Below are 12,206 nucleotides of genomic sequence, written 5' to 3'. Positions count from 1 at the left end.
GTAAACAATAAAAGCGCTTAGGATCCCTGAAAACCGGGGATTTGCCCTAAGCGCCTTTGCTTATTTTCGTATGGACTTGTTAAACAGCTTGAAGATTGATAAATCATCTGGAACCGCTTTCAAACGAGACTAAAAAATAAGCGAAGGAATGATGTCTCAGCTTGTATCATTGTGTAAATTTTGAAAACTTCATGCTGGAAAGCGCCATTGCTTTTCGCTGCATTATACCGTGATTATATGGGGAGCTTTGTCTGTTGTCAACAGCTCTTTAGGAACAAAGTCCGAATTTTATGGCGGGTGACCGACAAAAAGCGGCCGCGCAGGTTGAAAAAGAGCGAAAAAAAGCCGCCCTGCTATCAAGCAAGGGCAGCTTTGTGAGCCAATTACAGTTTTACTACGTTCTCAGCTTGTGGTCCGCGGTTGCCTTCTACCACGTTGAATTCAACGCGTTGGCCTTCTTCAAGAGTTTTGAAGCCTTCGCCAGTGATTGCGCTGAAGTGAACGAATACGTCGTTTCCGCCTTCAACTGCGATGAAACCATAACCTTTTTCAGCGTTGAACCATTTTACTGTACCTGTTTGCATGGGTGTTACCTCCAACAAAGTTAAAATGAATATGCAACTTTTATTTGTGGATAAAATAAAATTCACACATTGTGAAAGGTTCAAACATAACTGTAAACCCTTTACAATATGTGAACACTCATTTGAAACTTCTTTTGTTTAAATTAATACTACCACAGACAGGAGCGGAAATCAATCAGTTACTTTCAGATCCGTACAGCAAAAAAACAAGGAAAGACGGCGAAAAGACTGGATGTCTCGCGCGCCGCCTTATTAATGGGGGAATTTACCTAGCGATAAGGAGAAAAACTTCACTCGTTCCGCGATGGGCTGGAACTGTTTTTCGCCAGGCTGTGCGGTTGGCTTGCCGAACGCGTTCATTTTTTCTTCTGTCGGTCCGAAGCTTTCGGCTGGCACGATTTTGCGTAGCGTTTCCTTGGTGATGCTCCACAGCATGGGTGTTCGCCCAGAAGCACAACGACGCGGGCGCTTTGCGAGTTGAAGGAGGAAGGCGTATGCTTGACGGCTTCTTCGACAAGCTCGCGAATACGCTCGTCAGAGACAACAGCTTCCTTGCTGATTCCGTAATAGGTGCGTCTGTCTTTTACGGCTGTGAAAAAATCTTTACTCAGATTCATACCTCCAATGGCTTTTTTTCTTTAACAGGATGCATGGAAAATGCAAAACTTATTCAATGTAATATAATTACTTTTCGTAACTAAATATATTTTATTGAAGAATCGTTGTTAATCCTTTTCCAGCAGACGGATGCGTTTTGGCGACAGCAGCGGCGCATTTGTCTGTCAAACACCCCAAACTCTTTACACGAAGGACAAGTAGCGATAACGTGGAGGAGGAAATGTTTTTTCAAGAAAGCTGTATGAAATAAAGAAGGGAAGCAGAGGAAGGAGGGCAGGCTGGAAATGCTTGATGAGCAAAAAAAGCAGCGCATTCTCGTCGTGACGTCGGTAGCGGCAGAGCGGGATGCGGTCATGCAAGGGCTGGGCGAGGACGCACGGTTCACGGTGGCCGTCGGAGGCGTGGGGCCAGCTTCGGCCGCTGCCAGTACGGCGCGGGCGCTGGCAAAGGCGCAGTACGACCTGGTGGTTTGCGCGGGGATTTGCGGCGGCTTCGTCGGCCGGACAGAGGTCGGCTCGATTGCGGTAGCCAGTGAGATCGTCTGCGCAGATTTGGGAGCGGAGACGCCGGATGGCTTTTGCAGCGTGGACGAGCTGGGGTTTGGCTCGGCGCGTGTGCCCGTGGCTGGCGAGCTGGCAGAGCGTGTGGAGCGCGCCATGCAAAAAGCGGGCTTGCCCGTTGGTCGCGGACCGATCCTGACGCTGTCTACGGTGACGGGAACGGCGGAAACGGCACAGGCTTTGGCTGACAGGATGCCGGAAGCGCTCGCGGAAGCCATGGAAGGATACGGTGTGGCGGTCGCTGCGCATGCGGCTGGCGTGCCTGTATTGGAGATCAGGACGGTTTCCAATGCGATTGGCCCGCGCGACAAGTCGGCGTGGCGAATCAAGGACGCGCTGGAAGCGCTGCGAAAAGGAAGCTCAGTTTTGCGGGAGGTGCTGTAAATGAAGATTGCGTTTTCTCCGTGTCCAAATGACACGTTTGTGTTTCACGCCTGGGCACACGGGCTGATTCCGGGTGCGCCCGAGTTGGACATCATGTATGCCGACATTGATATTACGAACACGCTGGCGACTCGTGCCGAGGGGCCGGAAGTGATGAAAATTTCTTATGCGGCACTGCCGTGGGTGCTGGACAAATACGCGTTGCTCCCTTGCGGCGGGGCTTTGGGCAGAGGCTGCGGGCCGCTCGTGCTGACACAGGGCGATGCAGGCGCAAGCGCCAACGACCCGGCCCGGCTCTCCGGCAAGCGGGTGGCCGTTCCCAGCGAACGCTCGACGGCGTACCTGCTGTTCCGTTTGTGGGCTGCGCAAAACGTCCCGGGCGGTGTAGGGGAAATCGTCGTGATGCCGTTCCACGAAATCATGCCTGCCGTGCGCGACGGCAAAATCGACGCGGGCCTGGTCATTCACGAAGCGCGTTTTACTTATCAAAACTACGGGCTGGCCCTCATGACCGATCTGGGCAACTGGTGGGAAGCAGACACCAATCTGCCGATTCCGCTCGGGGCGATCATCGCCAAAAGATCAATGGATCTCGAAGCGCTGGCGAACTGGACGCGCGCGTCTGTAGAATACGCCTGGGCTCATCCGACCGCTTCGCAGGAGTACGTCATGTGCCACGCCCAGGAGCTGTCCTTCGAGGTTGCCCAGGCACACATTGCCCTGTACGTAAACGAATTTACGCGCAATCTCGGAGAGGACGGCTACGCAGCTATCACCGCCTTGCTGGGGCGCGCTGCCGAGGAAGGGCTTGTCCCTCGATTCGACTTGTCGCTGCTGCGCGGATAACAGGCAACAGAAATGGCGGTCGCGCGAAGGACTGGCCTTTTGCCGATGTGACAAGTCTTTGCGCATAACAAAAGAAAACGAAGGAAGCACAGGGGCTTGAGTCTCTGTGCTTTTTTTGTTGCCACGGCAGCCGAGGGTACGAAGCTGTCCACGGCACGGCTGTGTCCTGCTCTCGCCTGATGGATTCGCATAGCGGAAGCAAAAATGGCGCGGTCGCTAGGCAGGCTGGATAATCCCGCAGGCCAGCCGCTTGCCGCTGTTGCCCGCAGGCTGTGTCCGGTAGTCGTCCGGGCTTTGGTGGATGATGACAGATTTGCCGACGACATCTGCCGCCCTGAACTGGTTGGTGATAAAGCTCATCCGCGCATAGCCGTCGTTGGAAAACAGGACAGGGAAGTCGCCAGCGTGGTTGCCGTGCGGCTGGTTGGTCGGATTCCAGTGGGAGCCGGCTGCGGTGAACGGATCGTCCGGATTGCCGACGGTGCAGACGCCATGTTCATGCAGGTGAAAGCCAAAAGGGCCAATCGGCTGCTGATTGCCAGTCGCGGGCTTGTAAGGAGGCAGGCCGATGACTTCGACGTAAACCTCCGTTCCGTACGGGACATCGGTGAAGACGATATAGCCGTTCAGGTTCGGAGCCAGCGGACCGCCCTGAATCTGGGCATAAGCCTGTGTCGGGGTGTGCGCATAGTGGGAAGAAATCATGCGCGTATCGTAAAAATAGGGAGGATATCCGTTCATGTACACTCCACCTTCGCTTTCGTGATCGTTACGATGTTCATCCTATGTCGCGAATGGGCGGATGGTTCATCTTTTCGATGGGCGGCGAATGTTGACGCTGATAATTATTATCATCTACAATCAGATGGACTTCCCCCGCGGGGACAAAAGGTGAGCAAACGATGAAACGAGTGCTTTTGATTGAAGATGAAAAAAATATGGCGAGGTTCATCGAGCTGGAGCTGCGTCACGAATCGTTTTTCGTGGCGGTTGCCGATGAAGGAAGAACAGGGCTGGACCTCGCGTTGAAGGAAGAGTGGGACCTCATCCTGCTTGATTTGATGCTGCCGGAAATGGACGGGATGGAAGTGTGCCGCAAGATTCGCGAGCGCAAAAAAACGCCGATCATCATGCTGACGGCAAGAGACAGTGTGGATGATCGCGTCTCGGGTTTGGACAGCGGCGCGGACGACTACATTCCCAAGCCGTTTGCGATTGAGGAGTTGCTCGCGCGAATGCGTGTCGTGTTTCGCAGGCAGGAGGAGCAGACCGACGCGCTGCGGGCCAAGCTTGTTTTTCGCGAGCTGACCGTTGACCTGGAGGCGCGAACGGTAGCAAAAGGCGGACAGAGCCTCGAATTGACCAAAAGGGAGTACGATCTGCTCGTGATGTTTATGAAAAATATTAACCGCGTCCTGCCGCGCGACGTGCTGCTCGATACGGTGTGGGGGTACGAGTCTGCCGTCGAAACGAACGTCGTCGATGTGTACGTGCGGTATTTGCGCAACAAAATCGACGCGCCTGAGGAGCGCAGCTACATCCAGTCCGTTCGCGGGATCGGCTACGTGATGAGAAAATGAAAAGATACGCCCCATCCAGACTCCCGATCAAATGGAAGCTGACGCTTTGGTCGTCCGTGCTGCTCTTTTTGGTGTTCATCGCCTACAATACCGTTCAATATTATTTTGTGGAAAAGTGGATGATGCGTCAGGAGGAGCAAGCGGCCGAGCAGACGATGCGCGAGATTCTCAACTTTGCCCTGGAGCGGGAAATCTCCTTCGCGGGAGCCGATCTCGACGAAATGCGCAGCTTTTTGCAAAAAATCAACCAGCACAACCAGCGAATCCGTATCCTCGACGGGCAAGGCGTGCCGGTTGCCGTCGTGTCGGACGGGATCGAAGACAGCCTGGCTGAAACGATCACGCGTGCTCCCCGCGAGCAATGGCGGAGTGTGCACATCAGCAAAAACTTGCTGTTGATGGAGCGGCCGATCACGATTTTTCAGTTTGACGGCACGGTGGAGATCGTGAAAAACATCCAGGAGTTCGAGAAGCTGAGCGGAGCGTTGTTCCGGTTCATGGCGATCGGCTGTCTCGCGGCGGTCATTGTAAGCGGACTCGGCGGGAGACTGCTGGCCCGGCAGTTGGTCAAGCCGCTGCAGGCGATGAACGAAACGATGAAAAACGTGAAGCAAAAGGGTCTGTCCGAGCGGGTGGAGTTTTACGACAATCACGATGAACTCGCCACGACGATGAAGATGTTTAATGCGATGATGGACAAGCTGGAGCGGTCCTTTCAGCAGCAGCGGCAATTCGTGGAGGATGCTTCGCATGAATTGCGCACCCCGATCGCCATCGTCGAAGGGCACCTGGGCATGCTGCGCCGCTGGGGCAAGCACGATCCGGCCGTCCTGGAGGAATCGCTGCAAATATCCGTGGAGGAGCTGTCCAGATTAAAAGCGCTGGTCGAGGAGCTTCTCGTGCTGACGCGGGCAGAGAATCTGCAAATGGATGAAGCGGCCGCAGTATGCGAGCCGGAGCAGGTCATTTCGCAAACGGTCAAAAAGGTCAATGTGCTTCATCCCGCCTTCATTATAGAGCGCGATCTGCAGGCGCTGTCCGGGGTGAAGCTGGCCATATCCGCAGAACATCTGGAGCAGATTTTGCTGATTCTTTTGGACAATGCGGTCAAGTATTCGCGGGAACGAAAAAGAATCGCGGTGAGGGCAGCCATTCAGGGCGAGCGAGCCCGCCTGGAGATTATCGACGCGGGAATCGGCATTCCGGCAAAAGACTTGCCGTATGTCACGGATCGGCTGTACCGGGTAGACAAAGCGCGAAACAGAAAAAGCGGCGCCACGGACGGAAACGGCCTGGGGCTGTCGATTGCGAAGCGGCTTGTGGAGCGTTACAACGGAGCGCTGACGATCGAGAGCGTCGAGCAGGAAGGCACTACTGTCAACGTGCTGTTGCCGATTCGCTCGATTGCGGAGAGCGTCTGAAAAAAGTTTTTTTGTTTTTCTCATCGTTTTCTCATTTTGCTTCGCTACAATAAGCCTTGTCGATTGGAAATGATATTCATTATCAAAACAACTTGAGGCAAAGGGGAAGATTCGAAAATGAGAAAAACAAGCATGCTCAGTCTCATGCTCTTTACGATGCTGACTGTGCCATTCATGGCGGGCTGCGGAGCTGGTCAGGGAGAGAGCAGCGCGAGCCAGCCGCAAGCCGGCACTACCGCGCCAAAAGCGGAGGAGACGGCGGCGAAGGACAAGGACCAGGTCGTCAACGTATTTACGGCAAGGCACTACGAAATAGACAGCAAGCTGTTTGCCGAGTTCACCAAACAGACGGGGATCAAGGTCAATGAAGTAAAAGGCACAGCCGAGGAACTGGTGGAGCGCCTGAAGCGCGAAGGTGAAAGCTCGGAGGCGGATTTGTTCATCACCGTGGACGGCGGCGTGCTGAACTACGCCAAGCAAAACGGCGTTCTGCAGCCAATCGCCTCCGCAGAGGTGGAAAAAAACGTGCCGAGCCAATGGCGCGATCCTGACAACGAATGGATCGGCATGGCGACCCGCGCGCGCGTGATCGTCTACGCAAAAGACCGCGTGAAGCCGGAAGATTTGTCCACCTATGAAGATTTGGCGAGCGACAAATGGAAGGGCAAAGTGCTCGTTCGTTCTTCCTCGAATTTGTACAACCAGTCATTGGTCGCTTCCTTTATCGAGCTGAATGGCGAACAGGCGGCGCAAGATTGGGCAACGGGCCTGGCGAACAACCTGGCGCGCAAGCCAGAGGGCGGAGACCGCGACCAGGCGAAAGCGATCGCGGCCAAAGTCGGAGATGTCGCTCTGATGAACACGTACTACGTCGGGCAAATGCTGCATTCCAAAGACGCGGAAGAAGTGAAAGTCGCAGAAAGCGTCGGCGTCTTTTTCCCGAACCAAAACACGACAGGTACGCACGTGAACATTAGCGGCATCGGCTTGACCAAGCATGCGAAAAACAAAGACAACGCCGTCAAGCTGATCGAATACATCACGAGCAAGGAAGGCCAGTCGATGTTGACGCAAGGCAGCTTTGAGTTCCCGGTGAATGCGGAGGCGGAGAAGCCGGCCTTGTTGAAAGAATGGGGCGAGTTCAAGACGCAGCAGCTCAATTTTGCCAAGCTTGGCGAGCACAACAAAAAAGCGGTTGAGCTGATGAACAAAGCAGGGTGGAAATAAACGATGACGGGAGCTGCGTTGCGAAGAAGCCTGAAACGGAAGCTGAACGGGTGGGTAGCGCTGAGCGTGACAGGGGCCATTTTGGCCCTTCTCCCGTCTCTTTACATTTTGCTCGGCCTGTTTGCGCACACGAATGAAAACTGGCAGCACATTCAGGAGTACATGCTCCTCGATTACGCCCTGGAATCGCTGTGGCTCGTCTTGGGAACAGGAGCCTGTACGATCATCGTAGGCGTTTCGCTCGCCTGGCTGGTGGCTGCCTACGATTTTCCGCTGCGCCGTTTTTTCGCGTTCGCCTTCGTGCTGCCGCTGGCGATCCCGCCGTATATTGCGGCCTACACGTACGGCAACATGCTGAGCTATACCGGAAGCATCCAGACTTTTTTGCGAAATGGCTGGGGCTGGACGTTCGATCAGCGCTACTTTGACATCATGTCCATGAAGGGCGCCATTTTTATTTTCACGCTGTTTTTGTTTCCGTACGTGTACTTGATTACGAAAACGTTTCTGGAAAAGCAGAGCGCGGCGTTCATTGAAAACGCCCGATTGCTGGGGAAAAACTCGGTTCACATCTTTTTTCGCATCGTGTTGCCGCTCTCGCAGGCCGCTATTGCGGGGGGAGCGAGCCTGGTCGCGTTTGAGGTGCTGAACGACTTTGGCGTGACTAACCACTTCGGCATTCAGTCGTTTACAACGGCGATTTTCAAGACGTGGTTCGGCATGTACGACGTCGATTCGGCAATCCGTCTGGCTGCCTGGCTGATGAGCCTGATTATCGGCATTTTTGTCGTGGAGCGGCTGGTGCGCAAGCGCAAAAAGTTCAGCTCGCCGACGAACCGGGTCACGACGCTGCGCAGAAGAAAGCTGACAGGGCTGCCCATGTATGCCGCGCTATGCTTTTGTATCGCGATCGTTTCCCTTTCTTTTTTCATTCCTGTGGCACAGCTTGCGGTCTGGGCAACATGGACGTATCAGGAAGTGCTGAACGAGCGGTTCGTGCAGCTTTTGACCAATACGCTGTCGATCTCTGTTGTTTCCATCGCGCTCCTGATGCTGCTTGCGGTCACGGTCGCCAACGTCATTCGCTATTCCCGCACATCTGTATTCGCCATGGTTATGACGCGGCTGATTTCCATGGGGTACTCGATTCCGGGGGCGGTGCTGTCAATCGGCGTGCTGGCCGTCGTGATTTCGCTCGACAAAGAGCTGGGTCCGCTGTACGCCTGGCTGGGCTTTCCAGAGGGCAAGCTGGTGATTAGCATGTCGCTGTTCATGCTCGTTTTTGCCTATATCATCCGCTTTTTGGCGGTCGGCTTCAATGCGGTCGAAGCCGGCTTTGAGAAGACGGGAAACCGCTATTCGGAGGCGGCGCGAATGCTCGGCATGGGGATGACCCGGACTTTTTTCAAGGTCGATTTGCCGCTCATCAAAGGGGCGGTCATGACCGGGGTTATTCTCGTGTTCATGGAGATTGTCAAGGAGCTGCCGCTGACTTTGCTGCTCCGCCCCTACAACTTCGAAACGCTGGCGACGAAGGCGTACCAATACGCAAGCGATGAGCAAATCCAGCAAGCGTCGATTCCGTCGCTGTTCATCGTCGCGGTCGGCATCGTTTCCGTCTTTTTTTATCACTGGGTAGGGGAGAGACAGGCAAAATGAGCTTTTTTCAACTGGACAATATCACGTTTGGCTACGGAGCGGGGAGCGGGCCTGTCGTGCGCAATTTTTCGCTGCGCATGGAGCAGGGCGAGATCGTCGGGATTTTGGGAAACAGCGGCTGTGGAAAAAGCACGCTGCTGCGCTTGATCGCGGGGCTGGAAGCTCCTGCGGGCGGACGAATCCTCATCGACGGACGGGTGCTGGTCGATGCGCGGCAGTTCGTCGAGCCTGAGCATCGCGGAGTCGGAATGATTTTTCAGGACTATGCACTGTTTCCGCATTTGACGGTCGAGCAAAATATTTTGTTTGGACTGCATCGGCTGACGAAAAAAGAACGGGAGGTACGGCTTCGGGAAATGCTTGCGCTCGTGCAAATGGAGAGCTTCGGCAAGCGCTACCCGCATGAGCTGAGCGGCGGGCAGCAGCAGCGGGTGGCTTTTGCCAGAGCGTTGGCACCTCGACCCGCCATTCTGTTGATGGATGAGCCGTTCAGCAATCTGGACGCAGAGTTGAAAAAGAAAATACGCGAGGAATTGCAGGAGCTGCTGCGGGCAGCGCGCATCACGACGATACTGGTGACCCATGACAGAGAAGATGCGGAGACGATCTGCGACCGGATCATCCGCATGGCTCGCTGACGGGCAAAGTGTCGCTTCCTCCTGAAAAGTTCAGCAGCATTCCCCTGCATCGTGTATAATGTGCTTGTGACGATTGCAGTTTACGGTTTGGCGCGATTGCCGCTGAACCGTTGAATATGAGGAGGATGCATACATGAAAGTAGAAGTGTGGTCTGATTTTGCCTGCCCGTTTTGCTATATCGGCAAGCGCCATCTGGAAGGCGCACTGTCGCAATTCCCGAACAAGGATCAGGTAGAAATCGTCTACCGCAGCTTCCAGCTCGATCCGACCATGGAGCGCGATACGAATATGGACATACACAGCGTGCTCGCTAGCAAATACGGCATGCCGCTGGAACAGGCCAAAAGCATGAATGATCGCGTGGCCCAGCAAGCAAAAAGCGTCGGGCTCGACTATCATTTTGACACGATGATTCCGACGAATACGTTTGACGCGCACCGTCTGGCTCACTTTGCCGCTGCCCATGGCAAAATGACGGAAATGAAGGAGCGCCTCCTGAAAGCGTACTTCACCGAGTCGCTTCACCTGGGAGACCACGAGGTGCTGGCGCAGCTTGCCTCCGAGGTCGGGCTGGACCGCGAAGCGGCACTCGCCATGCTGAAAAGCGGCGAGTACAGCGACAAGGTGCAGGAAGACAAGCGCAGAGGCGCTGAAATCGGCATCAAAGGCGTGCCGTTCTTCGTGTTCAACAACAAATACGCGGTTTCCGGCGCTCAGCCGGACGAAGTGTTCCTGGGAGTGCTGGGCAAAGTATGGGAAGAAGAAAACGCCGCTGCCCCTCTGACGCTTGTCGGTCAGGATGAAAAGGAAAAGACAGCCGGGGACAACTGCGCGGACGGTTCCTGCAAGCTGTAAACGGCGAGGTTGTGGTTGCATGAAGCTGAATCGAATCGATCAGATTGCCAAGCCGCGCTTCCGGATTGCCGTGCACGTGCTGGTCTGGCTGGCGCAAAGCGGCGGTGTGCTGTCCAGCTCCGCCATTGCCGCACAGGTGAAGACGCATGCGACTTTTTTGCGCCGAGTCATGGCCCAGTTGAACCGGGCTGGCATCGTGGAGGCAAAGGAAGGACGCGACGGCGGCTACTACATGACGAGGTGCCCTAAGGAGTTGACGCTCGCCGATATTTACCGCTCCCTTCCGGACGAACGCGAGGAAGACAGTCAGGAGGAGCTGGATTGCGGCGAGGTTGGCGTGCAACTGGACCGCCATCTTGAGGCGCTGATGAACCAGGCCGAGCAGCAGCTTGTTTTATTTCTCGGGCAGTACACGCTGGCGGATGTGATGGACAGCATCGGCTTCGGGCAGGTAGGCCCAAGCGAGGAACTGTTGGAGATCAAGCAGGAAAACCGACTCTTGTAGCAGTAGCAGGAGTCGGTTTTTTGGTACAGATAAGAATGGGTAAGACTCTTATTCCGGATAAGTGCAACCAAGGCTGCACGAATAACTTGGCGCAGCCAAGTTTTCTCACGCGGAAAAGGGAGCGTGGGCGAAGGTGCAGAAGCTGACGTGGCTGTACGAGCAGCGCTTTCCCCGATCGTTTGCATGGAAAGGTAAGCGTTGAAGATGGCATATACGTTCGAGGATTTGTACGAGGCAGCGGAAATGGACGATTTCGACGAAGTAAAACGAATTTTGCAGAAGCAGCCTGCCTTGATTCACGGCAAGGATGAGTACGAGTTTTCCGTGCTGCATGCGGCCGTCATGACGGAGAACGAGGAGCTGATCGAATTTTTGCTAGGACAAGGAGCAGATGTCCGCGCCAGTAACGACGAGGGAAGTACCCCGCTGCATATCGTTTTGTATCCGCAGATTGCCGCCCTCCTGATCCGGCACGGAGCAGACGTGAACGCAGCGGCGGACGACGGGAGCACGCCGCTGCACACGCAAGTAGCAGACGGAGAGGAGCGGCTGGATGTCATCGAAGTATTGCTGGAGCATGGAGCGGACAAAGCGCGGAGGGACAAACGGGGGCTGACCCCGCTCGCTATCGCCCGGGGGCGCGAGGAAGAGGAGATTGCCTTGCTGCTTGGCTAACGTGCGGCATGGCGTCCGCCACACGTTGCACCCCTGCTGCACGCCACTCCCCGCGCCAGGTGTCTCGCTGCTGGAAGGCGGGCGGTCGACCGCATCTGTGGATCAGTAGGGAAAAGTATGAAAAAAACGTGGCAGTCTCGAACATGACTGCGCACGAGGATTGCGCAGTCCTTTTTTCAGGAACAGCTTGTTTGCACTCTTTGTTTTTGCAACTGCTCGATTGCAGGCACGGTGAAGCAAGCGAGATTGGCGGGAAGCTCGGCGAGGGAGAACCATTTGACTGCCCCGATCGCTCCGCCTTCCTCCATGTTGCGTGCGGTTCCCGCTTGCACTTGGACTTCGTAGATGGCGGACACCCAATGCTCTGCCTCGTCCGGCCGGATCGTCTCGGCCATGCAGAGCAAGCCTGTAATTTCGACGTCGAGATTCACTTCTTCTTTTACTTCGCGGATGATTGACGCCTCAAGCGGCTCGTACGGATCGACTTTTCCACCCGGAATGCTCCATGTATCTTTCTCCGGATGACGATTGCGCCACACGAGCAATATCTTGTCGTGCTCGTTGCGGATCACCGCGCCTACGCCCAAGCGGGGAAGTGCCATAGTATTCGTATTCGTTGTCATGGTTTCGCTCCTTGTTGCCGCAAAAAGTTC

13 protein-coding genes and 1 pseudogene are annotated in these 12,206 nt (G+C 55.1%); 10 read left to right on the top strand and 4 right to left on the bottom strand.

Annotated features, from left to right (window positions below; all coding sequences use genetic code 11):
• Positions 1 to 383: 383 nt before the first annotated feature.
• Both AC3WQH_RS11805 and AC3WQH_RS11800 read right to left on the bottom strand, forming a co-directional pair.
• Positions 384 to 584, bottom strand: a complete 201-nt coding sequence (locus AC3WQH_RS11805; RefSeq protein WP_005830059.1) for a cold-shock protein — start codon at positions 582 to 584, stop codon at positions 384 to 386.
• Between the two features lie 348 nt (positions 585 to 932).
• Positions 933 to 1,195, bottom strand: a pseudogene (locus tag AC3WQH_RS11800) (nitroreductase family protein); the annotation flags it as partial.
• Positions 1,196 to 1,486: 291 nt separating this feature from the next.
• Between AC3WQH_RS11800 and AC3WQH_RS11795 the strand changes: the two are divergent.
• Both AC3WQH_RS11795 and AC3WQH_RS11790 read left to right on the top strand, forming a co-directional pair.
• Positions 1,487 to 2,146, top strand: a complete 660-nt coding sequence (locus tag AC3WQH_RS11795) for a futalosine hydrolase (RefSeq protein WP_310669972.1) — start codon at positions 1,487 to 1,489, stop codon at positions 2,144 to 2,146.
• The gene (locus AC3WQH_RS11790; protein ID WP_005830065.1) at positions 2,147 to 2,992 is read left to right on the top strand and encodes a 1,4-dihydroxy-6-naphtoate synthase; all 846 of its coding nucleotides are present in this window, start codon (positions 2,147 to 2,149) and stop codon (positions 2,990 to 2,992) included.
• A 216-nt stretch (positions 2,993 to 3,208) separates the two neighbouring features.
• On the opposite strand, the gene AC3WQH_RS11785 is transcribed toward AC3WQH_RS11790, so the two are convergent.
• On the bottom strand, positions 3,209 to 3,733 hold the full coding sequence (locus AC3WQH_RS11785; protein WP_492332051.1) for a superoxide dismutase family protein: 525 nt from the start codon (positions 3,731 to 3,733) through the stop codon (positions 3,209 to 3,211).
• Positions 3,734 to 3,894: 161 nt separating this feature from the next.
• Between AC3WQH_RS11785 and AC3WQH_RS11780 the strand changes: the two genes are divergently transcribed.
• The 8 genes from AC3WQH_RS11780 (at position 3,895) to AC3WQH_RS11745 (ending at position 11,553) form a co-directional block, all read left to right on the top strand.
• Positions 3,895 to 4,572, top strand: a complete 678-nt coding sequence (locus tag AC3WQH_RS11780; RefSeq protein ID WP_005830069.1) for a response regulator transcription factor — start codon at positions 3,895 to 3,897, stop codon at positions 4,570 to 4,572.
• The gene (locus AC3WQH_RS11775) at positions 4,569 to 5,993 is read left to right on the top strand and encodes an ATP-binding protein (RefSeq protein WP_005830070.1); all 1,425 of its coding nucleotides are present in this window, start codon (positions 4,569 to 4,571) and stop codon (positions 5,991 to 5,993) included. Before AC3WQH_RS11780 ends, AC3WQH_RS11775 begins: the two co-directional genes overlap by 4 nt.
• A 117-nt stretch (positions 5,994 to 6,110) precedes the next feature.
• Positions 6,111 to 7,220: a Fe(3+) ABC transporter substrate-binding protein gene (locus tag AC3WQH_RS11770; protein ID WP_005830072.1), complete on the top strand. Its 1,110-nt coding sequence runs from the start codon at positions 6,111 to 6,113 to the stop codon at positions 7,218 to 7,220.
• 3 nt (positions 7,221 to 7,223) lie between these two features.
• Positions 7,224 to 8,879, top strand: coding sequence for an ABC transporter permease (locus tag AC3WQH_RS11765; RefSeq protein WP_005830074.1), 1,656 nt, complete (start codon positions 7,224 to 7,226; stop codon positions 8,877 to 8,879).
• Positions 8,876 to 9,517 (top strand): ABC transporter ATP-binding protein, encoded by a 642-nt coding sequence (locus tag AC3WQH_RS11760; protein ID WP_005830076.1) that lies wholly within the window; start codon positions 8,876 to 8,878, stop codon positions 9,515 to 9,517. The genes AC3WQH_RS11765 and AC3WQH_RS11760 overlap by 4 nt, the downstream gene beginning before the upstream one ends.
• A gap of 133 nt (positions 9,518 to 9,650) precedes the next feature.
• The gene (locus tag AC3WQH_RS11755; RefSeq protein ID WP_005830077.1) at positions 9,651 to 10,373 is read left to right on the top strand and encodes a DsbA family oxidoreductase; all 723 of its coding nucleotides are present in this window, start codon (positions 9,651 to 9,653) and stop codon (positions 10,371 to 10,373) included.
• A 19-nt stretch (positions 10,374 to 10,392) separates the two neighbouring features.
• Positions 10,393 to 10,878, top strand: a complete 486-nt coding sequence (locus AC3WQH_RS11750; protein WP_007779530.1) for an RrF2 family transcriptional regulator — start codon at positions 10,393 to 10,395, stop codon at positions 10,876 to 10,878.
• Positions 10,879 to 11,082: 204 nt separating this feature from the next.
• Positions 11,083 to 11,553, top strand: coding sequence for an ankyrin repeat domain-containing protein (locus tag AC3WQH_RS11745; protein WP_007779533.1), 471 nt, complete (start codon positions 11,083 to 11,085; stop codon positions 11,551 to 11,553).
• A gap of 176 nt (positions 11,554 to 11,729) precedes the next feature.
• On the opposite strand, the gene AC3WQH_RS11740 is transcribed toward AC3WQH_RS11745, so the two are convergent.
• Positions 11,730 to 12,176 carry an NUDIX domain-containing protein gene (locus AC3WQH_RS11740; protein WP_492332050.1) on the bottom strand — a complete coding sequence of 149 codons (447 nt, stop codon included), beginning with the start codon at positions 12,174 to 12,176 and terminating at the stop codon, positions 11,730 to 11,732.
• Positions 12,177 to 12,206 lie beyond the last annotated feature (30 nt).

This window comes from Brevibacillus sp. FW301-21C12A (assembly GCF_058788915.1).
This window is presented reverse-complemented; position numbering and strand designations above follow the sequence as displayed.